The organism is Mesorhizobium opportunistum WSM2075 (assembly GCF_000176035.2).
GTDB lineage: Bacteria > Pseudomonadota > Alphaproteobacteria > Rhizobiales > Rhizobiaceae > Mesorhizobium > Mesorhizobium opportunistum.
Map to the genome: position 1 here is coordinate 1,335,345 of NC_015675.1, position 26,021 is coordinate 1,361,365.

A 26,021-nucleotide genomic window follows, 5' to 3' on the forward strand; every position below is an offset into this window, starting at 1 on the left:
TCATCCCCAAGTTGCCTCACCCCCAAGTTGCCTCAGGCCAGATTGATCTGCCAGGAGACGCCGAACCTGTCGTTCAGCCAGGCGAAGCGGCGGCTGAAGCCATAGTTGTCAGGCGGCATCAGGAAGGCGCCGTCCTTTACCAGGGTCTCGACAATGCGGTTCAGCTCCTCTTCGGAGGAACAGTCCACGTAGAGCGAGACCGAGGGTGTGAAGGTGAAGGCGTGATGCACCGGGCTGTTGAAGGCCATGACCTCCAGGCCGGCCATGGAGACACGCGCCAGCTTGACCACGCCTTCCGGGCCATCCTCGCCGGCGCCGTAGCGCGTGACGTCAAGAATCTTGCTGTCGGGAATGGTCTCGCAATAAAGGGTCATGGCCTCTTCGGCCTTGCCCTCGAACATCAGGAATGGCGTTACTTTCGTCATCGCGGGGCTCCGTCCTGATCAAGATCAGACATTGGTCTCGTTGGCGGGTTCGCCCTTCATCTCGCTGCGGTAGTAGCCGTCGCGCAAATTAATGCCATATTCGACATAGGCCTTCATGCAGGCCAGCATCTGCGACCAGCCCTCGCAGTTGAGGTAGGATTTCTTCAGCCCGACCGAGCCCTCCCGCCAGCCGCTCTCGGCGATGGTGACGAAGGTGCCGCCATCGTCCAGCGGCTCGAAATTCATCTCGATACGGGTCTTGTAGGCGGGCTTGCCGTCGGCGCCGGTGGCGTCCCAGCGCAGCACGATGCGGCTGTCCCTGACCACTTCGTCGACCTCGACCGGCACCTTGCCCCACCAGACGACGCCCGCGCCGGCTTCAAGCGGCGCGCTGGCGCCGCCGATGGTGGTGAAATAGCCGCTCAGCTTCTTCGGATTGACGACGGCGTCGAAGACTTCGGCGACCGGCTTGCCGATGCGTGCGGAAACCTTGAATCCAAGAGACATATCCACAGCTCCTTCCTTGATTGATCCGAGAATATGTTATAGAAACATAACATGTCAAGCCGATCGCAAGACGACAATGTTTTCAAGGCGCTGGCGCATCCTCGCCGGCGCGAAATGCTGGACCTGCTGAAGGACGAGCCGAAGACCACGGGGATGCTGTGCGATGCCTTTCCCGACATCGACCGCTGCACCGTCATGCTGCATCTCAAGGTGCTGGAGGAGGCCGAGCTGATCGTGGCGCGCCGCGAGGGACGCGAGCGCTGGAACCATCTCAATGCGCTGCCGATCAAGCAGATCCACGATCGCTGGATCAGCCAGTATGCCGGCCATGCGCTCAGCATCATCGACCGGCTGAAATCCGATCTCGAGGCGTGAGCCGCGCTGTCTCTCGCGCCGCGAACGCGGCGCGGCTGGACGAATTGAGCCGATTTATCTATAAGCCGGCCATTCCGACAGAGAACGCCGTGCTTCCGCGAGTTGCACCCGGGACGCTCTGAAATTTTGAATTCGAGCATTTTGCAAAAGCGAGGTGAGCCACCTCGTCGCAGTGTGCTCTAGCCGAACACGACAGGGGTGCCATGGCTGGCCATTCACAGTTCAAGAACATCATGCACCGCAAGGGCCGTCAGGACGCGGTGCGGTCGAAAATGTTTTCCAAGCTGGCGCGCGAAATCACCGTTGCCGCCAAGAGCGGAACGCCCGATCCTTCGATGAACCCGCGCCTGCGCCTGGCGATCCAGAACGCCAAGGCGGTGTCGATGCCGAAGGACAACATCCAGCGCGCCATCAACAAGGCCTCGATGGGCGATGCCGAAAACTATGAAGCCGTACGCTACGAGGGCTATGGTCCCGGTGGCGTCGCCGTCATCGTCGAGGCCCTGACCGACAACCGCAACCGCTCGGCCTCGAACGTGCGCGCCGCCTTCACCAAGGCCGGCGGGGCAATGGGTGAAACCGGCTCGGTGTCCTTCATGTGGGATCGTGCCGGCGAGATCTATTATCCGGCGTCGGCCGGCAGCGCCGACAAGGTCATGGACGCGGCGATCGAAGCCGGCGCCGACGACGTGGAGTCGGACGAGGAAGGCCACACGATCTATTGTGCCTTCGAGAACCTCGGCGAGGTGTCGAAGGCACTGGAAGCCTCGCTCGGCGAAGCGGAATCGGTCAAGCTGATCTGGAAGCCGCAGAACACCGTTCCGGTCGACGAGGAGCGCGCACAGTCGCTGATGAAGCTGGTCGCCACGCTCGAGGATGACGACGACGTCCAGAGCGTTTACGCCAACTTCGAAGTCGATGAGGCGACCCTGGCCAAGCTCAGCGCGGCATGAGCGCAGCTCAACCCGGCGTGGACGAAAAGCGGCTGCCCGGCATCCGCATCACCTATTGCACGCAGTGCCAATGGCTGCTGCGCGCCGGCTGGATGGCGCAGGAACTGCTCTCCACCTTCGGCACGGATCTCGGCGAAGTGACGCTGGTGCCCGGCACCGGCGGCATCTTCACCATCTCCTGCAACGAGGTGATGGTCTGGGATCGCAAGCGCGACGGCGGCTTTCCGGATGCGGCCAAACTGAAGCAACTGGTGCGCGACGTCATCGACCCGGATCGCGACCTCGGTCATGCCGACCGGAAGACGAAGGCGTAAGGGTCGCCGGCGCTGCCATCACTTTCCTCGCCATGCACCGACGGCGGCGCCAATCGCGATGCCCATGGCAATGCCCACCGGAAGGTCGTCCAAGGCGGTGCCGATCGCGGCGCCGACACCAACTCCGATTGCCATGCCAAAGGCCATATTCGAATATTGATCCTTCAAAACGCGTCTCCCGACGATCGTCCTGAACTTTTCAGGCGCTGGAAATGACTCCTGCCGTCAACGCGCGGCGAACCAGAAGGATGCCATTGCGGCTATTGCCGTGATAGCGCGGACATGGTTCCACATCACCCATTCATCAAGGTAGCGGGACCACAGCATTGCGCCTTCGCTGTTGGCCGGGTCGACGGCCGCCAATGCATCGTTGAGCGGCACGTTGAAGACCATGGTCACGATCGGGTTGCCGACGAGATAGATCAGCGCGCCAGCGAGAAGCCAGAACGAGCTCGGCTGGCTCCAGCCGATGATGGCGCCGGCGATAAGCACAAGGCAGATCAGTCCGGTGCCGAAAAGTGCGGTCATGAAAGCCGGGGTGATGACGGTGACGTTGATCGAGTTCATCGCGGCGATGCCGTCCGCCGCGGGCAGCCGGGCGAGCGCCGGCATGACGAAGTTGGAAAAGGCGAAGAAGACGCCGCCGACGACGCCCGAGCCGATTGCGGCGAAGAAGATCAAGATGGGGAGAGATTTCGCGATCATGTCGGTTGCTCCAGAAATATGAATAATCCTCACATTTGCAAAACGTGATAAACCCTCGTATTTTTCGAGTCAAGCCATTGCCTGGCCATGTTGTTGAAATCGGAGCCATCATGGAGGACACCGCAGCGCCTGTTTCGCCGCAGGAACAGCTTGCGCCGCCACGGCGCGCGCCAAGCCAGCAGCGCAGCCGCGAGCGGGTCGAGCGCATGCTGGCCGCCGCCTCGGCGCTGATCGCCGAACAAGGCAGCGATGCTGTGCGCATGGGCGAGGTGGCGGAACGGGCAGGCGTGTCGATCGGCTCGCTCTACCAGTTCTTTCCCGACAAGCGGGCGATCATCCGGGCGCTGGCCGAGCGCTACACCGCCGAGAGCCAGGCCTGCATTTCAGCTGCGCTCAAGGATGTCAGTGATGCAGAAGGCCTGCGGCGGGCTTTCTCCGAGTTGGTCGATATCTATTACCGGCTGTTCCTGGCCGAGCCGGTGATGCGCGACATCTGGTCGGGCACGCAGGCCGACAAGGCGCTGCGCCAGCTGGAACTCGCCGACAGCCGAGCCAACGCTGAATTCCTTGTGGCGGTGCTGAAGCGATTGCGTCCCGGCGCCGATCCAGAGACGCTGGAGACCACGGCGTTTCTTGTCTGGCAGATGGGCGAAGCCGCGATGCGGCTGGCGATCTCGGTCGAGCGGCAGGAGGGCGACAGACTGGTGGATGCCTACAAGCGCATGGCGCTGAGGGAATTGCTCGCCGAGTAAGATGCTCTCACCCGCCCCCTCGTGGGGAGGGTCGCTGCGAAGCAGCGGGGTGGGGGCGGCGCCGGACCCCACCCGGACCTTCGGTCCGACCTCCCCACAAGGGGGAGGTAGAGGCGCCAGCGTGACGCGATCTACCTTGCGACAACAAAAAAAACCCGCCTCGAGGGCGGGTTTTTGATCTGCGACAATGCCGAAGTGCGTCTAGAGGCCGAAACCCTCAAAACGCTTCTTGAACTTCGACAGACGGCCACCGCGGTCGAGCAGGGTCTGCTGGCCGCCGGTCCAGGCCGGGTGGGTGGTCGGGTCGATATCGAGGTTCATCGTATCGCCTTCCTTGCCCCAGGTCGAACGGGTCGTGTATTCGGTGCCGTCGGTCATGACGACCTTGATGGTGTGGTAGTCGGGATGAATAGCGCTCTTCATGGTTCGGTTCCTGGCTTGTCGGCGCGGCTCACGGGCCAATGGCCTGCGTCGATGCGCCCCTTTTTAAAACTCGAAGCCGCAGCTATTGAGGAGCCACGGCTTCTAAAACGGTCGGCGTGCCTATACATCAGCCGGAATTGAATCACAAGGCCGCGGCGAGCGCATATTGAGGCGCACACACCGAGGCGGCTAGAGGAAACACCGAGATGGCGCAACCCAGCAGCGCAGACGAGCGTCGACGCTCGCTCAAGCCGCTCAGCCGCCTGTTCCCCTATATAACGCATTACCGCACGCTGGTTGTCGGTGCCCTCATCTCGCTGACCATCGCGGCGGCAACGACATTGGCGCTGCCGCTGGCCGTGCGGCGCATGATCGACCATGGGTTCTCCTCATCGAGCACCATCTTCATCGCCGAATATTTCGCCGCCCTTGTGGCAATGGCTGCCATACTGGCGGCGGCTTCGGCCGGCCGCTACTATTTCGTCATCACGCTGGGCGAGCGCGTCGTCGCCGATATCAGGCGCGATGTCTTTGCCCATGTGACGACGCTGTCGCCTGCCTTCTTCGACACCGCCCAGTCGGGCGAGATCGTGTCGCGGCTCGCCGCCGACACCACGCAGGTCAAGTCGGCAGTCGGCGCCACCGCCTCGGTCGCGCTGCGCAACGTCATCCTTGGCCTGGGCGCGGTGGGAATGATGGTCGTCACCAGCCCGAAGCTGTCGGGCCTGGTCATTGCGGCCATTCCCGTCATCGTGCTGCCGCTGGTCGCCTTCGGGCGGTCGGTGCGGCGCAAGTCAAGGCAGGCGCAGGACACGCTGGCCGAGGCGACCGCCTATGCCAGCGAGCAGATCGGCGCGGTGCGCACCTTGCAGGCCTTCACCAATGAAAAGCTGGTCACCGGCCATTTCTCCAGCGCCGTGGAGGCTGCTTTCGAGGCGGCCCGTGCCTCGATCTTCGCGCGCTCCTTCCTCACCTTCTTCGCCATCTTCACCATCTTCTCTTCCGTCGTCGCGGTGCTGTGGTTCGGCTCGCGCGACGTGCTGGAAGGCACGATATCGCCGGGCACCCTCGGCCAGTTCCTGCTCTATTCGGTGTTCGCCGCCGGTGCGCTCGGCGCGCTGTCGGAAGTCTGGGGCGAACTTGCGCAAGCCGCGGGTGCGGCAGAACGGCTAACCGAGATCCTGGCCGAGAAGCCGGCGATCCAGGCGCCGGCCGATCCGAAGCCGCTGCCGGCGGTCGCCAGGGGGGCGATCGTCTTCGACGACGTTTCTTTCTCCTATCCGGCCAGACCCGACCGCGCTGCTGTCCACGGGCTGAGCTTTCAGGTCATGCCCGGCGAGACGGTGGCCATCGTCGGTCCTTCGGGTGCAGGCAAAAGCACGGTTTTCTCGCTGATCTTGCGCTTCTACGATCCCGAAACCGGCAAGGTGCTGATCGACGGCGTCGACGTGCGCGAGGCCGATCCCGCCTCGGTGCGCGGACGCATCGCGATCGTGCCGCAGGACGTCACCATCTTCGCGGCCACCGCGCGCGACAATATCGGCTTTGGCCGGCCGGGCGCCGGCAAAGCCGAGATCGAGGCGGCGGCGAAGGACGCGCTGGCCGACGAATTCATCCTCAAGCTCGACAAAGGCTATGACAGCCAGGTCGGCGAGCGCGGCGTGACGCTGTCCGGCGGCCAGCGTCAGCGGGTGGCGATCGCCCGCGCTATCCTGCGCGACGCGCCGATCCTGCTGCTCGACGAAGCCACGTCGGCACTCGACGCCGAAAGCGAGACGCTGGTGCAGACGGCACTCGAACGGCTGATGCAGGGCCGCACCACCATCGTCATCGCCCACCGGCTGGCGACCGTGCTGAAGGCCGACAGGATACTGGTCATGGATGGCGGCTCGATCGTCGAGGAAGGCACGCACCATAGTCTCGTCGCCAAGGGCGGCATCTATGCACGGTTGGCCAAGCTGCAGTTCGAGACCGGCGCCAGCGCCTTCCGGGGCGCGGCGGAGTAGGCGTTTTCCGATCCGGCGGGCTGTTGCCGCCGGTCGCCGAAAACCGGAATGGCGCGATGGCCGATTTCAGCCGCCGTAGCGCTGCTTCAAGTGGTTGACAAAATACGCGGCATTGAGCTTTTCGCCGGTGGCGCGCTCGAGCAGCTCCGGGGTCGACCAGCGCGATCCTTGCGACCATATCTTCTTGCGGCGCCAGTCGTTGATATCAGCGAAATTCCCTTTCGCCAGATCGCCATCGGCTGACGGATGCTCCCGCGTCAGCGCGGCCCATTGCTGCGCCGCCATCATCGCGCCCAGCGTGTAGGAGGGGAAGTAGCCGAAGGCGGCACTTGGCCAATGCACGTCCTGCATCGGCCCGTCGGCCGGATTGTCGATGGTGGAGAGGCCGAGATAGTCGCGCATCCTAGCGTCCCAGGCTTCGGGCAGATCAGCCACCTCCAGCCGGCCCGTGACAAGTTCCTGCTCCAGCTCGTAGCGCAGGATGACGTGCAACGGATAGGTCACCTCGTCGGCGTCGACCCGGATCAGGCCGCGCTCGACATGGTGCACATGCGGCAGGATATCGTCGAGCGACCAGGCTTCGCCGAGATGCTTTTCCACCACCGGCAGAGCCCAGCGCCAGAAAGCGGGATTGCGGCCGATCTGCTTTTCGACGAACAGGCTCTGGCTTTCATGCACGGCCATGCCGCGGGCCTTGCCGAGCGGCCAGTGCGACCATGCCTTGGGCAGGTTCTGTTCGTAGAGCGCGTGCCCGGTCTCGTGCAGCACGCCCATCAGCGCCGACAGGAAATCGGAGGTCTTGTAGCGGGTGGTGATGCGCACGTCGCTCGGCACGCCGCCGCAGAAGGGATGGTGCGACACCGACAGCGAGCCGTGTGTCAGGTCGAAGCCGACCGCCGCCATCATGGCAAGGCCGAGTTCGCGCTGGCGGTCGATCGCGTAAGTGCCCGAAAGTGGCTTCAGCGGATGCTTGCGCAGCCGCGCTTCCTGCACTGCCAGCGCCTCCGGCACGAACCCCTTGAGGAAGGCCTTCAACTCGGTGAAGACAGGGGTGATGTCGGCGACGCGGTTGCCGGGGTCGTATTGCTCCATCAGCGCATCATAAGGGGCGAGGCCGAGCACGTCGGAGCGCAGGGCGGCCTCTTCGCGCACCAGCGCCACCACGCCCTCCAGCGCCGGCTGAAAGCCCGCCCAATCATTCTTGGCGCGCAGGTCGCGCCACAGCTGCTCGCAACGCATGCGCGCCGTCGTCTGGCGTTCGACGAATTCGACCGGCAGGCAGGTCAGGTTGGTGTATTGGCGCCGCAGTTCGGCGAGTGCCGCGCGCTGCTCGTCGTCGAGCGCCTCACCTTCGGCGGCGGCGATCCAGTCGGATATCTCCGGTGCGGTCGCCCTGGTGTGGTACATGCCGGCAAGGGCTGCCATCGCTTCGGCACGCTTTTCGCCACCGCCCACGGCCATGTGGGTCGCTTCATCGGCACCGAGGATGGCCAGCGCATGCTCGAGCGCTTCGAGCTTGTGGCCGAGATCGTCGAGTTTCTGAAAGGACATGGCGGCTTCCGTGATTGAGGACGGCGCGAAAAGACACCAACGCAAAAGCGTTGGCAACCCTCGGAGATCGTCCGGCAGATGCGCCTTGCGCCGACGCCGTCGCGCATGAAATGCTGACGGGCCAAATGAAGGGGGAGCAAATGATCGGCAACATCCTGGTCGGGCTGGTGGCCTTGATCCATGTCTACATCGTCTATCTCGAGATGGTGCTTTGGGACACGCCGCGCGGGCACAAGACGTTTCGCCTGACGCCGGAATTCGCCAGCGCCTCGAAGGTGCTCGCTGCCAATCAGGGTCTTTACAACGGATTTCTCGCTGCCGGCCTGATCTGGGGGCTCACCCTCGGCGCGGCCGGTTTCCAGGTCAAGGTCTTCTTCCTTTTGTGCGTGGCCATTGCGGGCCTCTACGGCGCGGCAACGGTCGGCCGCAAGATCCTGTTCATCCAGACCGTTCCGGCTGTGCTCGCCCTGATCGCGGTCTGGCTCGGTTGGTAGGCAAGCTCGGCCGATGGGGAAAAAGGACGCCTGCGGGATTTGGGGTCCCGAAGGCGCCAGGTGGTCCCTTCCTCTGGGACCTTTCCAGGCGGGATAGCCTCAGCCGTTCGGATAGTTTCCGCCGTCGGAGCCGTCGCCCATCATGAAACCGCTGCCGGTGTCGCCCCTCAGCCGCTGGTCGACATTGTCGAGATGACGCAGCAGGTCACGATACTGCGCGGACGGGATCCTGCCGTGATCAGACGCAGCAATCTTCTCGGCGGCCTGGCTGATCTGGTTGGTGCGCATTTCCAGGTGTTCGGCGACCGCTGGGGTGATGTTGTTAGCCTGTCTTGCATCCACGATGCCCTGACGGACGCCCTGCGCCTGTTCGATGAGAGCCTCGACACGCGGGCCCTTCATCTCGGTCGGCGGGGCGGCGTCGAGCGCGCCCTTGTGATGGCCCGCGGCATAGGCGCCGGCAAGAGGGGCGGCAATCAGTATTGCGGCAAGGGTTGCAGTCTTGAGAGATGCTGAAGAGCGCATGAGGGCGCCTCCTTTTGCTGGGGAAAAGGGAGCGGCCTTGCCGCCCCGCGTTCCGGACGCGGGCCGTCCGGTTCCGTCGCGTCGCGATGGGAGGCATCGCCGGCGGTTCTCGGCCCTGCGCAGCAAGCTAGGAGCGCTCCGGCGCGAAGTGTAATTAAAAAAAGATAATCTTTTCAGGCCTTGCCGGCCGCACTTTGCGCCCTAGAGTTGAGCCGGCGAACAAATTCGCGTGACATCGCGTGATGATGGATCAACGTTCGGTGAGCTTGAGTTCAATGCGGCGGTTCTTGTTGCGCGCCTCTTCGGTGTCGGCGGGATCGAGCGGCTGGAACTCACCAAAGCCGGCGGCGACCAGCCGGTTGGCCGGCACGCCGTTCTCGATCAGGAACTTGACCACCGAGGTCGAGCGCGCCGTCGACAGTTCCCAATTGTCGCGATAACGGCCGGTGCCGGACAGCGGCTTGTTGTCGGTGTGGCCATCGACGCGCAGCACCCAGTTGATCTCCGGCGGAATTTCCTTCTGCAGCTCGATGATGGCATCGGCGAGTTTCTTCATCTCGACCTTGCCTGCATCGTTGATCACCTCGGAGCCGGTCGGGAACAGCACTTCCGACTGGAAGACGAAGCGGTCGCCGACGATACGGATGTTCTCGCGATCGGCGAGGATTTCGCGCAGGCGGCCGAAGAAGTCGGAGCGGTAGCGGTTCAGTTCCTGCACGCGCTGGGCCAGCGCGACGTTGAGGCGGCGGCCGAGATCGGCGATCTTGGTGTTGGAATCGCGGTCGCGCGTTTCGGACACGTTGAGCGCGTCCTCGAGCGCGCCGATCTGCTTGCGCAGTGCGGCGATCTGCTGGTTGAGGATTTCGACCTGGCTCAGCGCCTGCTGGCTGATCTGGCGCTGGTTGTCGAGTTCTCCGCCGAGCGCCGCCGCACGTTGGTTGGCGGCATCGCCGGCGCCGGCGCCTTGCGCCAGCAATTGTTCGAGCCGGCTCTTCTCGGCCTCCGCCGCCGACAGCGATGCCTGCAGATTGGCGAGCGAATCATCCTTGTCCTGTGCTGTCGAGCGCTCCAGCGCCAGAAGCTGGGTCAGTTCGTTGATCTGCGAGTTGAGGCGTGACAGCGCCGTATCCTTGCCGGAGATTTCGCGGCCGAGCAGGAACTGCGCCAGCACAAAGACGGTGAGCAGGAACATGATGGCCAGCAGCAGCGTCGACAGTGCATCGACGAAGCCTGGCCAATAGTCGATGCGGCGATCGGCGCGCCGCGCCCGTGCCAGGGCCACGCTAGTGTACTCCCTGCTTCTTCAGGGCGTCGGCGATCTTTTCCAGCGTGTTGCGCATCGCCTTCTGCTCGTCGGATTGAGCCTCGACCCAGTCGCGCATGATCTGCTGCTCGGAGCGCATGTTCTTGACCAGGCCGGAAATGCCATCGGCAAGATTGGCCATGGCGGTGGCAACGCGCGGGTTGGAGCCGCCGCCGTTCTCCTGCATGCTGCGCAGCTTTTCGGACAGCACGCGGATCTCGTCGGAGGATTCGGTCTTGGCGGGGTCGGAAACCACAATGTCGGACGAGAGGTCCGTGACCGAAGACAGCCAGTTCTCAAGTTCGGTGTAGAAGCGCGTCTGGGCGCGGCCGGCCTGCAGATCGAGGAAGCCGAGTACGAGCGAGCCGGACAGGCCGAACAGCGAGGACGAGAAGGCGGTGCCCATGCCGGCCAGCGGCGCCGACAGGCCTTGTTTCAGTGAATCGAGCACCGCGGCCGCGTCACCCGTGCCGGGATCGAGCGATTCGATGGTCTCGCGGATAGAGCCGATCGTGTTCAACAGGCCCCAGAAGGTGCCGAGCAGGCCGAGGAAAACCAGCAGGCCGACAAGGTAGCGCGAGGTGTCGCGGCTTTCATCGAGGCGCGTGGCGATGGAATCGAGCATGGTGCGCATCGAGGAGGTCGAGAAGGCCATCGACGACGACCGGCCGATCATCGCCTTCATCGGCGCCAGCAGCACCGGTTCGGTGGTTTCCGAGCCGGCCCGGAAAGAGTTGACCCAGCGCACCTCGCGAAACAGCCGCCCGACCTGGACGAAGGCCAGCAGGATGCCGACGGCGAGCACGCCGACGATCAGGCCGTTGAGGCCGGGATTGGTGACGAAGGCGGTCGAGATCTGGCGGGTCAATATCGCGGCGATAAACGCCACGATGGCCAGGAAGATGACCATGGTGAGCAGGAAGACCTGCGGGCTCGACAGTTTATGTGGATCGTAGATCAGGACGTCGGAGCGCCTGCCCATGCCGAAGGATCTGAGAAAAGCCATTCGTGCCCCGTTTCCGATGCCGCTGCCGCCGATCACGTCGTTGGCGACTCTAAACGGAATTGTGACCAAATTGAATGGCGCTTGGCAATATTGCCGTGGGGCTAATGTGCAGCGCGTCCATCCGACATGCAAACCGAAATCGGCTTCCAGGATCAGAGGCGGTTTATCACCAGACAGTCGACCATGGCCGCCAGATGCAAGCCGGCGCCGGTGACGACGAAGCCATGCCACAGCGCGTTGTGGAAGCGCAGTCCCTTCCAGGCGAAGAAAACGACGCCGCAGGAATAGACGACGCCACCGGCGACAATGAGTACGATCGATGTCGTCGGCAGCGTCTCGACGAGCGGCTTGACCAGTACGACCCCGCTCCAGCCGATGGCGAGATAGAAGACGATCGCCAGGCGGTCGAAGCGGCCGGGGAAGAACACCTTGATGGCGATGCCCGTTGCCGCCGCGACCCAGACCAGCACGATCATCCATCTGGCCAGCGGCGAGCCGTCGAGCTGGGCCAGAAACGGCGTGTAGGTGGCCGCGATCAGCAGATAGATCGCGGCGTGATCGAAACGCCGCAGGATCCATTTCGCCGGCGAGGTCACCGGCCACAGATTGTAGGTCAGCGATACCGACAGAACGGTGAGCAGCGAGACGACATAGAAGGCGGCGGCAATGTATTCGCCAGGCCCGACCCGAGACGCCGCCAGCGCCAGCAACGCCGAGCCGGCCGCGATCGCCAGCACGATGCCGACCGCATGGACGATGCCGTCGGCGATCATCTCCGCGCGGGAGTAGTGCCAGCGCCCGACAAAGGGGATTTCGAGTGCGGCGGGGATTTCGAGTTGCGGCGGTGTGTTCGTCATCGATGATCCTGCGTCACCCTATCTGGGCAGCCGCCGGACAGTATTTCAAGCTTTGGTTGCGGTTTTGCGACTGCGGCGGTTCAGCGCGGCGGCATTTGTGCCTTACGCAATTCCCCAGGGAAAGCGCTACGCGCCTTTCCCGGAATTGCTTCAGCGGGGCGCGAGGGGCTTTTTCACCGTCTTCAGCAGCGCGCGCTGGATGATCTCGTTGCCGGCGACGACCGAACCATGGTCCAGCATGTCCTGTCCGCCATCCATGTCGGAGACGAAGCCGCCCGCCTCGCGGATGAGGAGCAGGCCAGCGGCGATGTCCCAGGCCGACAGGCCGATTTCCCAAAACCCGTCCATGCGGCCGGCGGCGACATAGGCCAGATCGAGCGAAGCCGAGCCAAGGCGCCTGACGCCGGAGACCTCGGCCATGACGTGGCGCAGCTCGATCAGGAAATTGCCGTGCTGGCCGCGTCCCAGATGCGGCACGCCGCAGCCGATGACGGCGTCGACGAGCTTGGTGCGGCCAGCGACGCGCAGACGGCGGTCGTTCAGGAAGGCGCCGCCGCCACGCTCGGTCGTGTAGAGCTCGTCCATTGCCGGATTGTAGATGACGCCGGCGACGATCTGACCTTGGCGCTCAAGCGCGATCGAGACGGCGAACAGCGGAATGCCATGCAGGAAATTGGTGGTGCCGTCGAGCGGATCGACGATCCAGCGGTGCTGGCTGTCGTCGCCGGCGACGATGCCGCGCTCTTCCATCAGGAAGCCGTAGCCCGGGCGTGCCTTCGACAGTTCGGCAAAGACGATATCCTCGGCCTTGCGGTCGGCCTGGCTGACATAGTCGCCCGGCCCCTTCATCGAGACCTGCAGGTTCTGGACCTCGCCGAAGTCGCGCGACAGCGAGCGGCCGGCCTTCATTGCGGCCTGGACCATGACGTTGAGAAGGGCTGAGCGTGCCATCGTATGTCTTCCTGTGCCCGCATTAAACTCTGTCTTGATGCATGTCGGTGACCCAAAACCGGGGCCACTTTTGGGCGACATGCATCAGTCGGCGCGGCGCACGTATGTGATTTCGTTGGTGTCGACGATGATGCGTTCGCCGGCACCGATGAAGGGCGGCACCAGAACACGGATGCCATTCTCCAGCACCGCCGGCTTGTATGAGGATGCCGCCGTCTGGCCCTTCACCACCGGGTCCGCCTCGGTGATGGCCAGGGTCACGTAATCGGGCAGCGAGATCCCGATCGGCCTTTCCTCGTAGAGCTGCACCGTCACCATCATGCCGTCCTGCAGGAAGGCGGCGCGGTCGCCGACGAAGTCCTTGTTCAGTTCGAGCTGCTCGTAGCTTTGGGTGTCCATGAACACCAGCGCGTCGTCCTGTTCGTAGAGGAAGGAAAAATCCTTCAGGTCGAGGCGGATCTGCTCGACCGTCTCGGCCGATCGGAAGCGCTCGTTGAGCTTGGTGCCGTTGATGAGGTTCTTCAGCTCGACCTGGTTGTAGGCGCCGCCCTTGCCAGGCTTGACGGTGTTGGTCCTGACCGCCACCCAGAGGCCGCCATCGTGCTCGATGACGTAGCCGGGACGGATTTCGTTGCCGTTGATCTTGGCCATGATGAGGTGATCCGGGATGCTGCCAACGGCCAGCCGTTGGTATGGGATTGTCGCTGGGAAAGCGATTTCGGGCTTCCAAGACCACAAATAACCGCAAGAGGCAAGGGAGCGGGCGGCTGGCGCCGCGCGACGGGCTGACTGCCGGGCGATCTCGCGGACCGCCGTCAAGGCAGGCGGTTCGCCTTCTGCAAGGCCTGCTTGGTCTGGTCGTCGCTCAGCCCTTGCAGGAAATCGTCCATCTGAGGATCGATGAGGCCGGCGCGGCGCGCGACGATGTACCAGGCGGCGGCGAGCACCAGGTCGGGGTCGACGCCGATGCCTTCCATATAGAGTTTCGCCAGGCGGTTCTCGGCGGCGACATTGCCGCCTTCGGCTGCCTGCTTCGTCCAGCCGAAGGCGGATTTCAGGTCGCGCGCGCCGCCGCGGCCCTCGATCATCCAGGCGGCGAGGTCGATCTGCGCGGTGTCGTAGTTCTGCCGCGCGGCCTGCGCCAGCAGGCGCCTTGCGTGCGCATCGTCGCGCGGCTTGCCGCCGACGCCGTTGGCATAGATCTGGGACATGGCGTACTGCGCGTCGGCGAGGCCGGTCGCGGCGGCGCGCTCATAGTAGGAGACCGCCTTGCTCAAGCCTGCGTCACCGGGATCCTGCTGGACCAGCATCTGCGCGAAATTGAATTGCGCCAGCCGGTTGCCGGCTTCGGCGGCGGCCTGCATCAGCGCATAGGCCTCCTTCTCGTCCTTCTTGACGTAGCGCCCGTCGAGCAGCATCAGCGCGTACTGGAACTGTGATTCCGGCACCCCCTGTTCGGCGGCGAGCGCATACCATTTCGCTGCTTCGGCCGCATTGAGCGGCACGCCGAGCCCGCGCGACAGGATCTCGGCCACCAGCGTCTGCGCCGCCGAGTCGCCGTTTTGTGCGCGGACAAGCGCGAGGTTGTAGGCGGTCTTGTAGAGCCCGCGCTGGAAGGCGCCATAGGCCGCGTCCGCCGGCTTGGCCCCGAAGCGGTCGGGGTTGATGTTGTCGGCCGAGGGCAAGGGCGCGGGCTCTGCCGTGGTGGCGGGCTGCGGCAGCTGGTTTTCGATCGGCTTGTCGGTATGCGCGCCGATATCCGGCTTGGGCTGCGGCAAGGGTACCGTTTCGGCGGCGGCAGCGGACTGGATCATGACCGCCGCAAGCAGGGCCTGAAGGGGAAGCCTTGCCAGTGCCACGTCAATCCTCGAAGCGCGGCGCGGTTTCGTCGAGCGACGCGTTGGCCTGGGCGATCGCCGCCTGCGGATCGACGCCGTCGGCGAACACCGCACTCGACAGGGCGACGAATTCGGCACCGGTGGCGGCCACCGTCTCGACGGATGCGAGGTCGGATCCAGCCATGACGATGCAGGGGATCTGGATCATGTCGGCCCACCATCGCCCCAGCGACAGGTTGCGTGGGTGCGGCTCGGGCTTGTTGTCGTAGCCGAAGCGGCCGAAGAAGATGTAGTCGGGCCGCGTCTCGCCAAGCTCAAGCGCATCGTCACGCGTCTTGGCGCCGCCGGTGCCGACCATCATCTTGGCCTGGAAATGCCCAATCGTTTCGGCGAGCTCGGTCTTGGAAACCTCGACATGGATGCCGTCGGCCTGGACACGGCCCGCGATGCGGGTGTCGCCGGCGATGATGACGGCCACGCCCGCGGCCTGCGCCGCCGGCACGATTTGTTCGGCAAAGGCCTGGAAGGAGGCTTCGTCCATGCCGTTCTCCGGCAGGATCAGCGAGGCGACGTCGCCGCCGTCGAATGCGGCCGCGATACGGTCCGCCGGCACGCCTGGCGGCGCGATCAGCACAATGCGGCAGCGGTTGGGAGGCGTGGCGTCGTTCATGGTTCTTGATCCCGGGTTTCGCCTATGCCGGGCGAAGATGGTTGGATTGCGGCATAGAGCAAACTGCCCGCTTTGAACAGGCGGACGGGCGGGATCGCTGGTCGAAACGCGTCCAGGTATCTCGTGAGCGGTTGCGGTCGTCAGGCCGGGACCCGCGACCTCCACAGCGTCCAGCCGAGATTCATCCCGGCGGCGGCAACCAAAATGGCGGCGGCGCCGACGACCTGGCTGAGATGCAAGCGATGGCCGAAGGCGGTGACATCGACCAGGATGGCGACGACCGGATAGATGAAGGACAGCGATCCCTGCAGGTGTGTCGGCAGTTTCTGGATGGCGCCATACATCAGGATGTACATCAGGCCGGTGTGGACGACGCCCAGCGTCGCCAGCATGGTCCAGCTCCATGGGTCGGCGGGGAGATGCGAGAGATTGGCGAAGGGCGCCAGCATGACGACGCCGACACAGACCTGGATAAGCGCGATCAAATGCGGCGGCGTGCCCTTGAGCTTCTTGGTGACGATGGCAGCGACTGCCCAGAAGAAGGCCGCGGCCAGCGCCATCAGGATGCCGGCGAAATAGTTGGTGCCGACATCGCCGGCGTCAGGGGCGGCGCAGACGATCAGCACCATGCCGGCGAAGGCTATTGTCAGCCAGGTCAGTTTGGTCAGCGTCAGCCGCTCGGCGAAGAAGAGCGCGCCGAAGCCGACCAGCATGAAGGGCTGGGTGTTGTAGACGGCGGTGGCGATGGAGATCGACGCGCGGGAGAAAGCACTGAAGAGCAGAACCCAGTTGATGACGATGGCGGCACCGCCAAGCGCGGCGAGGCCGATGATGCGCAGCGTCAGTCCGTTGCGCAGCAGCCCCAGCCCGGCGCAGATGACGAGCAGCGTCAGCGCGCCGAATGCGCAGCGCCAGAACACCACATCCATGATCGGCTGGCCGGACATGATCACGAACCAGCCGATCGTTCCCAGGATCGCCATGGCGGCGGACATTTCGATCGTGCCGCGTACCGTATCGTTCATGATGGACCTCTCAAACCCGTTTGAGGCTGCATAATCTCATGCGATGCGGGTGCTTTCCATCTTCTGAAAAAGGGAATATGGATAGATGACCTAATTATATTAGGCATCTGCTTCGAATCTGTGAGAAATCTGAAATGCTTGACGATCTCGACCGAAATCTCCTCGAAATACTGGTGAGGGATGCGCGGACCTCGCTGAAGGATCTGGCGGCCCAGGTCGGGCTGTCGTCGCCGAGTGTTTCGGAGCGGCTTCGGCGGCTCGAGGAGCGCGGCGTCATCCGGGCCTTCACCGTCGAGATCGATCCGCTGGCGCTCGGCTACACGCTGCAGGCGATCGTGCGCATCAAGCCTTTGCCGGGCAAGCTGCACATTGTCCAGAAGCTGATCGAGGAGATTGCCGAGTTTGGCGAATGCGACAAGGTGACGGGCGATGACTGCTTCGTCGCACGGCTGTTCGTGCGCTCGATCGGTGATCTCGACGGCATTCTCGACCGCATCGCCGACAAGGCCGAGACCAGCACTGCCATCATCAAGGCGCAGCCGATCCGCCGGCGGCCACCACCGCTCGGGGCACCGTCGGCCTGATTGCCTTGACTCCGCGTGGCCGAGGTGGAAATGCGCGGCCAGCCCACCAAATGTCAGTCATCCACCAGATGATTGTCCGGGAACGGTGATTGCCTGAACAACGAGAAAGACATGGCGCAGAATATCTACGACCAGCCGGATTTCTTCGCCGGCTACAGCCAGCTTGGCCGTTCGGTCGAAGGCCTGGAGGGTGCCGCCGAATGGCCGGCGTTGCGTGCGATGCTGCCTGAAGTCGCCGGCACAAGAATCGTCGACCTCGGCTGCGGCTTCGGCTGGTTCTGCCGCTGGGCGCATGAGAAAGGGGCGCGAGAGATCCTTGGCCTGGACCTGTCGGAGAAGATGCTCGCCCGGGCGAGAGCCGCCAGCCCGGACACCGGCATCACCTATGAGCGGGCCGATCTCGACCAACTCAGCCTGCCGCCAGGCGCCTTCGATCTCGCCTACAGCTCGCTTGCGCTCCATTATGTCGAGGACGTCGCGCGGCTGTTCGAGACTGTGCATCGAGCCCTTTCGCCCGGCGGCCATTTCGTCTTCTCGACGGAACATCCGATCTACATGGCGCCGACCAAACCCGGCTGGCTGATCGATGCCGAAGGCCGCAAGACGTGGCCCGTCGACCGGTATCTGGTGGAAGGCCCTCGCAAGACCGACTGGCTTGCCAAGGGCGTGGTCAAATATCACCGCACGATCGGCACCACGCTGAACAGCCTGATCCGGTCCGGCTTCACCATAGAGCATGTCGAGGATTTCTGTCCGACTGCCGAGCAGATCGCGGCCAGGCCGGAACTGGCGGAAGAACTAGAGCGGCCGATGTTCCTGCTGGTTTCGGCGCGGCGATAGCGCCGGCGCCAGCCATCGGCCGGGCGCGCGGCGGCGGCCCCAGATTTGCAGTCGCCCGACGCGCAATTCTAGGCTATTCAGGCCGTTGACTCGCTTTCCCTCCAGACCAGTCCCTCCCCATGTCAGGCCTGCTTCTCGATCCATGGTTCTACGCGGCCGCCATTCCGGCGGTCATTCTGGTCGGCCTGTCCAAGGGCGGGTTCGGCGGCGCCGTCGGCTTCGTCGGCGTGCCGCTGATGGCATTGACCATGCCGCCGGTGCAGGCGGCTGCCATCCTGCTGCCCATCCTGTGCCTGATGGACATCGTCTCGGTGTGGACCTGGTGGGGCGTTTACGACCGCAAGATGCTGGTCGACATGATGCCGGGCGCCGTCATCGGCATCGGCCTCGGCTGGCTGACAGCAGCCCTGGTCACCGAGGAGGCGGTGCGGCTCATCGTCGGCGCCGTCGCCATCATCTTCGTGCTGCGCTGGCTCTATCTGCAGTTTCGCCATGGCTCGAGCCATGCCGCCGAACCCAACCGCGTGGCTGCCGCCCTATGGGGAACCGTCGCCGGCTTCACCAGCTTCGTCGCGCATGTCGGCGGGCCGCCCTTCCAGGTCTATGCCTTGCCGATCCGGCTCGACCCCAAGGTGCTGTCGGGCACGGCGGCGATCTTCTTCGCCGCCACCAATGCGTTGAAGCTCGTGCCCTATTTCGCGCTCGGCCAGTTCGACACCGCCAACCTGACGGCGTCCGCCGTACTGATGCCGCTGGCGCCGCTGTCGACCATCGCCGGCGCCTGGCTGGTGCGGCGCATGCGGCCGGAGATTTTCTACCCCTTCACCTACGCCACAGTGGCGGTGGTGGCGCTGAAGCTGCTGTGGGACGGTGTCGCCGGCCTCATTTAGCAGGCGAGGCGGCTGTTCAGCCGCTCTCACCATCTGCCGAATCAGGCGGCGCTGGGCACAAGGCGACGGCTTCCGCCGAAGGCCAGCATGGCGCCCGCCACCAGGACAAGCACCATGCCGGCGAGAATGCCGATGTCATCCGCGGTCGGCTTGAGCACCATGTCGGCGACGATCACCAGCATCACCGCATAGTCGAAGCGTGCCGCGCTCATCATGCGCTGGCCAATGGCAAGCACGGAAGACGTGACGCCTTCCGTGGCGATCATCGCAGCCATGCGCTCGCCGGTCGGCTTGAAAATGAACATGCCGATCGAGAAGGTGGTGGCGTAGCCGACCAGGCCGATGATGATCCAAAGATCGGAGAAGCCGACCCAGAAGCCGCACATGACAAGGCCGAAGAGCAAGGTAAGCATCGACATCGGTGCGAAGAAACGCCCGCCCAACTGCCCACTGGCACGCATCGCCTGAAGCTTGTCCTCGATGTTGCCGGCGCGCTCGGCAAGCATACCGAGCAGAAACAGTACGAAGCCGCCGCCGACCCACAAGGTGGCTGAGACGATGTGGAGAAATTTGACGATCGAATACCAGTCCATCGGTTGCTCCTGGAATATTTTCGGGTTGCCGCGGCGGAGCGGACATGCGCCAGCCGTCAGAGGAGCGGGCGTTTAGCGCAGCGCCTGTTTCGGAACGATGTCGCGAAAAACCGCCTGTGTTTCGGCGGTTCGATCGGCGCGGCTCCCGGCAACAGCCCGGTGCGCGGTTTCGCCAGAGCGAATTTCGAAACAGGCTCCGAGCCTGAAGCGAGGTTTGGTCCGTGTGCTGTTACGGCACAGGAGCGGGGCGTTCGGTCAAAAAACATCGGCGCCGTTAAGGGTCCATTAAGCTTTACAGGCGTTTACTATGTCCATCCAGTGATCTGGATTCTTACCGAGTGGTTGGAGCCACTTTGTTTGACGCCTCCCTGTTAAACTCCTGAGAGCCGCCTTATCCGCGGCTCTTTTTTTGTCCGCATTCCAGCGACATTGCGCGCACGGGATCGCTGTTAACCTTCTGTTAAACATGTGCTTGCCTTCACCCCTGGCGAAGCGCATTTTCAAGCTTCAGTCTTATAGGGTCCCGGGTGTATCGGCAGTGAGCCGAATCGGCCGGTTGCAAGTGCAGGGGCGTATCCATGAACGAGGCTTCGAAGGGCAGTGCGAAAACCGTCAAACTGGCGGAGCGCCGGGTTTTTTCGCACTCCTTCAAACCGCTCTACCAGGAAGGCATGGGCCTGGTCGAACAGGCAGCGGAATATCTCGACGGCAAGGGCCGGGCCGAGGCCAAGAAGCTGTCGCGGCTGGCCGCGACGCTCTATGCGGCCGAATCGATGCGGCTGACCACCAGGCTGATGCAGGTTGCCTCGTGGCTGCTTTTGCAGCGCGCGGCCAATTCCGGCGAGATGACCCGCGACCAGGTCGCTTCGGAAAAATCCAAGGTGCGCCTCGACACGGCTTCCGCCCATAACGAGGCGGCCGGCTGGGCCGAACTGCCCGACGATTTCCTCGACCTCGTCACCCGCTCGCTACGCCTGCAGGCGCTGGTGCGCCGCATGGATGAGGAGATCTACGGCGCCAGCGCCATGGTAGACATGCAGCCCGTGGTCCGCCGGGCCAATCCGGTTTCGGACCAGATCAGCCTGCTCAACACGGCTTTCGCCCGCAATTAGCTCCGTTTCTGGTTTGTTCACATTTTGCTGGCATCGCTGTCCGCCGGAGGTAAACTGGCGGGATGGGGGACGCGATTCGCATTATCGGGATTGATCCGGGGCTCAGGCGCACCGGCTGGGGCATCGTGGAGAGCCTCGGTAATTCCTTGCGCTTCGTCGCTTCCGGCACCGTGCGCTCCGAGGACAAGGCGGCGCTGGCAACGCGGCTTTGCCAGTTGCATGACGGGCTCGCCGAGGTTCTGCATGCGGCCATGCCGCACGAAGCGGCCGTCGAACAGACCTTCGTCAACAAGGACGCGGTGGCGACGCTGAAGCTCGGCCAGGCGCGCGGCATCGCCATGCTGGTGCCGGCGCGCGCCGGCCTCGTCGTCGCCGAATATGCGCCCAACGCCGTCAAAAAGGCGGTGATTGGCGTCGGCCATGGCGACAAGAAGCAAATCCACATGATGGTGAAGGTGCTGCTGCCGAAAGCGACCTTCGACACCGAACATGCCGCGGACGCGCTGGCGATCGCGATTTGCCACGCGCATCACCGGCAAAGCGTTGCTTACCGGATGGCGGCATTGGCATCATGAGAGGCTTTGCGGAATGATCGGCAAGCTCAAGGGCACGTTGGACGAGATCGACGAGGATCATTGCCTCGTCGACATCCATGGCGTCGGCTATGTCGCTTATTGCTCGGCGCGCACGTTGGCAGCATTGCCTTCTCCCGGCGAAGCGGTGGTGCTGTTCATCGAGACCTATGTGCGCGAGGATATGCTGCGCCTTTATGGCTTCCAGTCGCAGCTCGAGCGCGAGTGGTTTCGGCTGCTGATGAACAATGTGCCGGGCGTCGGCGCCAAGGTGGCGCTGGCCATCCTGTCGACGCTGACGCCGGCCGACCTCGCCAATGCGATCGCGCTGCGCGACATCGCCATGGTCAGCCGTGCGCCGGGTGTCGGCAAGAAAGTGGCCGAGCGCATCGTCACCGAATTGAAGAACAAGGCGCCGGCCTATGCCGGCGCCGCCTCCGGAACCATCGGCCTGAAACAGGAACTCGGCGATGGCGTGGCGCCCGCGCCGATCACCGATGCCGTCTCGGCGCTGGTCAACCTCGGCTATTCGCGCGACACCGCCGCCAATGCGGTATCGGCGGCGCTGAAGACGGCGGGCGAGGACGCGGACGCCTCGAAGCTGATCCGCTTCGGGCTGAAGGAACTGGCGCGGTGAGGGCTCGCTTGTCCGTTTCCCGGCCATATGCGAGGAAGACGGCATGAGCCTAGCGCCCCGCCTGATTGCTCCCGAAAAACGCGGCGAGGATGCCGAGCAGACCTTGCGGCCGCAGACGCTTGACGATTTCGTCGGCCAGGCGGCGGTGCGGGCCAACCTCAAAGTGTTCATCGAGGCCGCCAAGGGCCGCAACGAGGCGCTCGACCATGTGCTGTTCGTCGGCCCGCCGGGGCTCGGCAAGACCACGCTGGCGCAGATCATGGCGCGCGAGCTCGGCGTCAATTTCCGCTCGACCTCCGGCCCGGTCATCGCCAAGGCCGGCGATCTCGCGGCACTGCTCACCAATCTCGAAGAAGGCGACGTGCTGTTCATCGACGAGATCCACCGGCTGAACCCGGCGGTGGAGGAGATCCTCTACCCGGCGATGGAGGATTTCCAGCTCGACCTGATCATCGGCGAGGGGCCGGCGGCGCGTTCGGTCAAGATCGACCTTGCCCGGTTCACGCTGGTCGCCGCCACGACGCGGCTTGGCCTGCTCACCAATCCGCTGCGCGACCGTTTCGGCATTCCGGTGCGGCTTAATTTCTATACGGTCGAGGAATTGGAACAGATCGTGCGGCGCGGTGCGCGCATCCTGCAAATGCCGCTCGGCGACGATGGCGCGCTCGAGATCGCGCGGCGCGCGCGCGGCACGCCACGCATCGCCGGCCGGCTGCTGCGCCGGGTGCGCGATTTCGCTTCGGTGGCCGGCGACGGCCATGTCGACCGCCTGATCGCCGACGAGGCGCTGACCCGGCTGGAGGTCGACGCGCTCGGCCTGGACGCGCTCGACCGCCGGTATCTGTCGATGATCGCCCGCAATTTCGGTGGCGGGCCGGTCGGCATCGAGACGATCGCGGCGGGCCTGTCCGAGCCGCGCGACGCCATCGAAGACATCATCGAGCCCTATCTGATCCAGCAGGGCTTCATCCAGCGCACGCCGCGCGGGCGCATGCTGACGGGCAATGCCTGGCGACACCTCGGCCTCGACGCGCCGAAGGATCTCGCGCAGCAGCAGATCAACCTGTTCCAGGAAGAGTAACGGCCAGGCGATCAGGCGCGGGTTCCCAGACCCAGTGATCAAGCATCTGTGAACGTTCTGCGCAAAATCTACTCGTCTTTGCCGATTTGCCGGCGCAATCGTGGACTTTATCGGCGCTGCCTCGCGGCACGCCGCCGTGGTCGAAGTGCCGGAGCCATGGAATGATAACCAGACGCGGGTTCCTGCGCTTCATGGGCGGGTCGTTCCTGTCGGTTGCCGCTTTCAGCGCCTACGCGGTCGGCATCGAGCCGATGCTCCTGACGCATGTGAAGCGCTATGCGCTGACGCCGCCGCACTGGCCGGCGGGGTTGAAGCTGCGTGTCGTCGCCCTGGCCGACATCCATGCCTGCCGGCCGTGGATGACGCAGGAGCGCATCGCATCGCTTGTCGAAGAGGCGAATGCCCTGCAGCCGGACCTGATCGTGCTGCTTGGCGACTACATCGCCGGCATGCGCCTGGTTTCGCAAAGGGTGACGCCACCGCAATGGGCGGGCGCCCTGTCAGGGCTCAAGGCGCCGCTTGGCGTGCTGTCGATCCTTGGCAACCACGACTGGTGGAACGACGGCTTCGCGCAGCGGGCAGGGGTTGGTCCGACGATCGCGCGCAAGGCATTGGAGAAGGTCGGCATTCCGGTGCTCGAGAACGACGCCGTGCGCCTGGAAAAGGATGGGCATGGTGTCTGGATCGCGGGGCTCGCCGATCAGCTGGCCCTGCTGCCGACCAAAAAGGGCGACAGGCCCAAGGGGCTGGACGATCTCGACGGCACGCTGGCCAAGGTCCGCGATAGCTCGCCTGTCATCTTGCTGGCGCACGAGCCGGATATCTTCCCGAAAGTGCCGTGGCGGGTTTCTTTGACGCTGTCGGGACACACCCATGGCGGGCAGGTGCGGCTGTTCGGTTATTCGCCGATCGTGCCGTCGCGTTACGGCAATCGCTACGCCTACGGCCATGTCGTGGAAAGCGACCGCAACCTGATCGTCTCAGGCGGACTTGGCTTCAGCAATTTGCCCATCCGTTTCGGAATGCGTCCGGAAATCCTGTCGATCGACCTTGGCTGATGCGTGGTTCAGCGCAGGTTGCGGATTGCCTTCATCACGTCCGGCTCGGCCTTGTCGCCGTTGAAGGCGTCGACGATGCCGAACGCGCCGCCATAGCTCCACACAGACCATGAGAAACCGTGCGCCTCGGCGCGGGCGACCATGTCGCTGACATAGGTCGCGCGGTACTGTGCCGGCATCACGTATGAATTGCCGTATTCCTGGCGGATCATGCCGAACTCGCCCAGCGTGATGTTTTCCGGCTTGATGTGGTTGGCCTTCGCCCACGCCTCGACCTTGTTGAACGGGGCATCCATCAGGCCGTCGAGCTTGTCGGGGCTGTCCATGCTGGCGACCTGTTCGTCGAGATAGGCAAGCAGGCCGCTCTGCCGTGTCCATGGCGCCTCGGCCTTGATCCGGGCGCGGATGGTGTCCAGCGTCATGTCGAGCTGCGCCTTCGGCAAGGCGGTCAGCGGATAGGGAAGGCCAGTCACATAGGGGATGAAGTCGCCGGCCCAGGTCGCGCCCTGATGGGTGAGCAGGAACGGATCGTAGGAATGGAAGGTCCAGATGACATTGTCATCGGGAATGGCCTTCGGATCGATCTTCTCCAGCGACGACGCGGCGGAATAGCAGGCGCCGGTCAGCACCAGGGTGAGTTTCGTCGCCGAGGATCGGGCGGCGGCGAACAATTTCTGCTGGCGGTCGGGCCACAGGCTGGTGCCGTCGCTGTCGCAATCGACGATCGGTTCGTTCATCAATTCGAAGGCGACCTTCTTGGGATCCTCACCGGCCAGGGTGCGGGCCATCTTGCGCACCATGTCGACATAAAGCTCGAAGGTCCGCGGGTCCTCCATCACCTCAGCCATGCCGATCTTGCGGCTGCCGCCAGCCGGGATCAGATGCATGTCGACGATCACCTTCAGGCCGGCGCGATTGATCATGCGCACCGAGTCCAGCACGCTGGCGTAGAGGTCATCGCGCAGAGCCGTTGTCTGATCGGACAGCAAGGGCGAAGGGTCGACCGGCATGCGCAGGAAATCGAAGCCGGCCTGCTTCAGTGCCTCGAGATCGTCTCCGTTGAGGAATTTGCGCCACTCAGGAAAGGGCAGGATGGCCTTGGCGTCGCCCCACTGATCCTCGCCAGGCCAGGTGACCCACTGATCGAGGTTGAGGCCACGCTTCATCGTAAAAGTGGCCGCCTGGCCGGGCCACGCCAGGGCCACGAGCACCAGCAGCGCCGCCATCAAACTCTTGATCATCGCCGTCAACAGTGCCATCCGATGCTTTGTCGCGTGGAGGACTGGTGCCTCGCTGCGGCTGAAAAAGGAAGCGCAATGGACGATCATGGTGAATCGGCGACGCTGCTGGCCGGGCTTTCCGGTGCGCTGACGGCGTCCGGGCATCGGCTGATGGCGCGGGTCTACTATGCCGACACCGATTTTTCGGGTGTTGTCTACCACGCGCGTTATCTCGAATTTCTCGAGCGCGGCCGCTCCGACTATCTCAGGCTCACCGGCGTGCATCACACCGAACTTGCCGGTGGCAAGCATGGCGAAAGAATAGTCTGGGTGGTGCGGCGCATGGAGATCGACTTTCGTATCCCAGCCCGCATCGACGACATCCTGACCGTCGACACCCGCACCGAGGCCATTTCCGGGGCTCGCATCTTCATGGCGCAGCAGCTCAAACGCGGCGAGGAGGTGCTGGTCGAAGCCAAGGTCGAGGCGGCGATCATAGGCGAGAATGGCCGGCCGAGACGCTTTCCCAAGGAATGGATCGCGGCGTTCATGCCCAAGGCACCGCCGACGGCCAACTAGGCGGATTGCACGGCAGGAGATTGTACTTCTCGACCTTGCCGGGCGCGGCAATGCGCCGCGCCTTACGGACTAACCCATCCTTAACCATAACGGTTCATGAAGAGATTGGTGAAGATTGGCGTTATCCAGCGCCTTCCTTTCACCAATATTTGCCCCGAAAAGGCCGCGAAAGGCT

General features: G+C 64.0%; 32 protein-coding genes. 15 read left to right on the plus strand and 17 right to left on the minus strand.

Features of this window, described 5'->3' with window-relative positions:
- Nucleotides 1-32: 32 nt before the first annotated feature.
- Both MESOP_RS06355 and MESOP_RS06360 read right to left on the minus strand, forming a co-directional pair.
- Nucleotides 33-425 carry a VOC family protein gene (locus MESOP_RS06355; RefSeq protein ID WP_013892504.1) on the minus strand — a complete coding sequence of 131 codons (393 nt, stop codon included), beginning with the start codon at nt 423-425 and terminating at the stop codon, nt 33-35.
- Nucleotides 426-449: 24 nt separating this feature from the next.
- On the minus strand, nt 450-932 hold the full coding sequence (locus tag MESOP_RS06360; protein ID WP_013892505.1) for an SRPBCC domain-containing protein: 483 nt from the start codon (nt 930-932) through the stop codon (nt 450-452).
- Nucleotides 933-983: 51 nt separating this feature from the next.
- On the opposite strand from MESOP_RS06360, the gene MESOP_RS06365 reads away from it, so the two are divergent.
- The 3 genes from MESOP_RS06365 (at nt 984) to MESOP_RS06375 (ending at nt 2,574) form a co-directional block, all read left to right on the plus strand.
- Nucleotides 984-1,307, plus strand: coding sequence for an ArsR/SmtB family transcription factor (locus MESOP_RS06365; RefSeq protein WP_013892506.1), 324 nt, complete (start codon nt 984-986; stop codon nt 1,305-1,307).
- A 203-nt stretch (nt 1,308-1,510) separates the two neighbouring features.
- Complete coding sequence (locus MESOP_RS06370; protein ID WP_013892507.1) at nt 1,511-2,260, plus strand: YebC/PmpR family DNA-binding transcriptional regulator; 750 nt, start codon at nt 1,511-1,513, stop codon at nt 2,258-2,260.
- A complete protein-coding gene (locus MESOP_RS06375) occupies nt 2,257-2,574 on the plus strand; it encodes an Rdx family protein (RefSeq protein ID WP_013892508.1) in 318 nt (105 codons plus the stop codon). The genes MESOP_RS06370 and MESOP_RS06375 overlap by 4 nt, the downstream gene beginning before the upstream one ends.
- An 18-nt stretch (nt 2,575-2,592) precedes the next feature.
- Here the strand turns inward: MESOP_RS06375 and MESOP_RS33395 are convergent, their stop codons facing one another.
- Nucleotides 2,593-2,742 carry a glycine zipper domain-containing protein gene (locus MESOP_RS33395; protein ID WP_083833219.1) on the minus strand — a complete coding sequence of 50 codons (150 nt, stop codon included), beginning with the start codon at nt 2,740-2,742 and terminating at the stop codon, nt 2,593-2,595.
- Nucleotides 2,743-2,799: 57 nt separating this feature from the next.
- Nucleotides 2,800-3,279 (minus strand): anthrone oxygenase family protein, encoded by a 480-nt coding sequence (locus MESOP_RS06380; RefSeq protein WP_013892509.1) that lies wholly within the window; start codon nt 3,277-3,279, stop codon nt 2,800-2,802.
- Between the two features lie 110 nt (nt 3,280-3,389).
- Here MESOP_RS06380 and MESOP_RS06385 point away from each other — a divergent pair, with 110 nt between their 5' ends.
- On the plus strand, nt 3,390-4,031 hold the full coding sequence (locus MESOP_RS06385) for a TetR/AcrR family transcriptional regulator (RefSeq protein ID WP_013892510.1): 642 nt from the start codon (nt 3,390-3,392) through the stop codon (nt 4,029-4,031).
- Nucleotides 4,032-4,232: 201 nt separating this feature from the next.
- Here MESOP_RS06385 and rpmE read toward each other — a convergent pair whose 3' ends face one another.
- Nucleotides 4,233-4,454, minus strand: a complete 222-nt coding sequence (gene rpmE / locus MESOP_RS06390) for a 50S ribosomal protein L31 (RefSeq protein WP_010912060.1) — start codon at nt 4,452-4,454, stop codon at nt 4,233-4,235.
- Between the two features lie 206 nt (nt 4,455-4,660).
- Between rpmE and MESOP_RS06395 the strand changes: the two genes are divergently transcribed.
- A complete protein-coding gene (locus MESOP_RS06395; RefSeq protein ID WP_013892511.1) occupies nt 4,661-6,460 on the plus strand; it encodes an ABC transporter transmembrane domain-containing protein in 1,800 nt (599 codons plus the stop codon).
- A 66-nt stretch (nt 6,461-6,526) separates the two neighbouring features.
- Here the strand turns inward: MESOP_RS06395 and MESOP_RS06400 are convergent, their stop codons facing one another.
- Entirely contained in the window at nt 6,527-8,011 is a 1,485-nt protein-coding gene (locus MESOP_RS06400) for a carboxypeptidase M32 (protein WP_013892512.1), read from the minus strand.
- A gap of 140 nt (nt 8,012-8,151) precedes the next feature.
- Here MESOP_RS06400 and MESOP_RS06405 point away from each other — a divergent pair, with 140 nt between their 5' ends.
- Entirely contained in the window at nt 8,152-8,505 is a 354-nt protein-coding gene (locus MESOP_RS06405) for a DUF1304 domain-containing protein (protein ID WP_013892513.1), read from the plus strand.
- 99 nt (nt 8,506-8,604) lie between these two features.
- Here MESOP_RS06405 and MESOP_RS06410 read toward each other — a convergent pair whose 3' ends face one another.
- The 9 genes from MESOP_RS06410 to MESOP_RS06450 all read right to left on the minus strand — a co-directional run bounded on the left by MESOP_RS06410 (nt 8,605) and on the right by MESOP_RS06450 (nt 16,680).
- A complete protein-coding gene (locus MESOP_RS06410; RefSeq protein WP_013892514.1) occupies nt 8,605-9,030 on the minus strand; it encodes a hypothetical protein in 426 nt (141 codons plus the stop codon).
- Between the two features lie 250 nt (nt 9,031-9,280).
- Entirely contained in the window at nt 9,281-10,312 is a 1,032-nt protein-coding gene (locus MESOP_RS06415) for a peptidoglycan -binding protein (RefSeq protein WP_013892515.1), read from the minus strand.
- 1 nt (nt 10,313) lies between these two features.
- Nucleotides 10,314-11,339 (minus strand): MotA/TolQ/ExbB proton channel family protein, encoded by a 1,026-nt coding sequence (locus MESOP_RS06420; protein WP_013892516.1) that lies wholly within the window; start codon nt 11,337-11,339, stop codon nt 10,314-10,316.
- A gap of 152 nt (nt 11,340-11,491) precedes the next feature.
- Nucleotides 11,492-12,196, minus strand: a complete 705-nt coding sequence (trhA, locus tag MESOP_RS06425; RefSeq protein ID WP_013892517.1) for a PAQR family membrane homeostasis protein TrhA — start codon at nt 12,194-12,196, stop codon at nt 11,492-11,494.
- Between the two features lie 150 nt (nt 12,197-12,346).
- Nucleotides 12,347-13,147: an inositol monophosphatase family protein gene (locus tag MESOP_RS06430; protein WP_013892518.1), complete on the minus strand. Its 801-nt coding sequence runs from the start codon at nt 13,145-13,147 to the stop codon at nt 12,347-12,349.
- Nucleotides 13,148-13,231: 84 nt separating this feature from the next.
- A complete protein-coding gene (efp, locus tag MESOP_RS06435) occupies nt 13,232-13,798 on the minus strand; it encodes an elongation factor P (protein ID WP_013892519.1) in 567 nt (188 codons plus the stop codon).
- A gap of 164 nt (nt 13,799-13,962) precedes the next feature.
- On the minus strand, nt 13,963-15,006 hold the full coding sequence (locus MESOP_RS06440; RefSeq protein WP_013892520.1) for a tetratricopeptide repeat protein: 1,044 nt from the start codon (nt 15,004-15,006) through the stop codon (nt 13,963-13,965).
- A 1-nt stretch (nt 15,007) separates the two neighbouring features.
- A complete protein-coding gene (locus MESOP_RS06445; protein ID WP_013892521.1) occupies nt 15,008-15,655 on the minus strand; it encodes a thiamine phosphate synthase in 648 nt (215 codons plus the stop codon).
- A gap of 140 nt (nt 15,656-15,795) precedes the next feature.
- Nucleotides 15,796-16,680: a DMT family transporter gene (locus tag MESOP_RS06450; protein WP_013892522.1), complete on the minus strand. Its 885-nt coding sequence runs from the start codon at nt 16,678-16,680 to the stop codon at nt 15,796-15,798.
- A gap of 134 nt (nt 16,681-16,814) precedes the next feature.
- On the opposite strand from MESOP_RS06450, the gene MESOP_RS06455 reads away from it, so the two are divergent.
- From MESOP_RS06455 to MESOP_RS06465, 3 genes are all read left to right on the plus strand, one after another.
- Nucleotides 16,815-17,264 carry an Lrp/AsnC family transcriptional regulator gene (locus tag MESOP_RS06455; protein ID WP_013892523.1) on the plus strand — a complete coding sequence of 150 codons (450 nt, stop codon included), beginning with the start codon at nt 16,815-16,817 and terminating at the stop codon, nt 17,262-17,264.
- Nucleotides 17,265-17,375: 111 nt separating this feature from the next.
- The gene (locus MESOP_RS06460; protein WP_013892524.1) at nt 17,376-18,104 is read left to right on the plus strand and encodes a class I SAM-dependent methyltransferase; all 729 of its coding nucleotides are present in this window, start codon (nt 17,376-17,378) and stop codon (nt 18,102-18,104) included.
- Nucleotides 18,105-18,223: 119 nt separating this feature from the next.
- Nucleotides 18,224-18,994 (plus strand): sulfite exporter TauE/SafE family protein, encoded by a 771-nt coding sequence (locus MESOP_RS06465; protein WP_013892525.1) that lies wholly within the window; start codon nt 18,224-18,226, stop codon nt 18,992-18,994.
- A 41-nt stretch (nt 18,995-19,035) separates the two neighbouring features.
- Here MESOP_RS06465 and MESOP_RS06470 read toward each other — a convergent pair whose 3' ends face one another.
- Nucleotides 19,036-19,587 carry a DUF2269 family protein gene (locus MESOP_RS06470; protein WP_013892526.1) on the minus strand — a complete coding sequence of 184 codons (552 nt, stop codon included), beginning with the start codon at nt 19,585-19,587 and terminating at the stop codon, nt 19,036-19,038.
- Nucleotides 19,588-20,165: 578 nt separating this feature from the next.
- Between MESOP_RS06470 and rcdA the strand changes: the two genes are divergently transcribed.
- The 5 genes from rcdA (at nt 20,166) to MESOP_RS06495 (ending at nt 24,047) form a co-directional block, all read left to right on the plus strand.
- Nucleotides 20,166-20,699 (plus strand): protease adaptor protein RcdA, encoded by a 534-nt coding sequence (gene rcdA / locus MESOP_RS06475; protein ID WP_013892527.1) that lies wholly within the window; start codon nt 20,166-20,168, stop codon nt 20,697-20,699.
- Nucleotides 20,700-20,761: 62 nt separating this feature from the next.
- Nucleotides 20,762-21,274 carry a crossover junction endodeoxyribonuclease RuvC gene (gene ruvC / locus MESOP_RS06480; RefSeq protein ID WP_013892528.1) on the plus strand — a complete coding sequence of 171 codons (513 nt, stop codon included), beginning with the start codon at nt 20,762-20,764 and terminating at the stop codon, nt 21,272-21,274.
- 13 nt (nt 21,275-21,287) lie between these two features.
- Entirely contained in the window at nt 21,288-21,908 is a 621-nt protein-coding gene (ruvA, locus tag MESOP_RS06485) for a Holliday junction branch migration protein RuvA (protein WP_013892529.1), read from the plus strand.
- Between the two features lie 43 nt (nt 21,909-21,951).
- Nucleotides 21,952-22,989, plus strand: coding sequence for a Holliday junction branch migration DNA helicase RuvB (ruvB, locus tag MESOP_RS06490; RefSeq protein WP_013892530.1), 1,038 nt, complete (start codon nt 21,952-21,954; stop codon nt 22,987-22,989).
- Between the two features lie 161 nt (nt 22,990-23,150).
- Nucleotides 23,151-24,047, plus strand: coding sequence for a metallophosphoesterase (locus MESOP_RS06495; protein WP_013892531.1), 897 nt, complete (start codon nt 23,151-23,153; stop codon nt 24,045-24,047).
- 8 nt (nt 24,048-24,055) lie between these two features.
- On the opposite strand, the gene MESOP_RS06500 is transcribed toward MESOP_RS06495, so the two are convergent.
- Nucleotides 24,056-25,306: a glycoside hydrolase family 5 protein gene (locus MESOP_RS06500; RefSeq protein ID WP_013892532.1), complete on the minus strand. Its 1,251-nt coding sequence runs from the start codon at nt 25,304-25,306 to the stop codon at nt 24,056-24,058.
- A gap of 57 nt (nt 25,307-25,363) precedes the next feature.
- Here MESOP_RS06500 and ybgC point away from each other — a divergent pair, with 57 nt between their 5' ends.
- Nucleotides 25,364-25,846 carry a tol-pal system-associated acyl-CoA thioesterase gene (ybgC, locus tag MESOP_RS06505; RefSeq protein WP_013892533.1) on the plus strand — a complete coding sequence of 161 codons (483 nt, stop codon included), beginning with the start codon at nt 25,364-25,366 and terminating at the stop codon, nt 25,844-25,846.
- Nucleotides 25,847-26,021 lie beyond the last annotated feature (175 nt).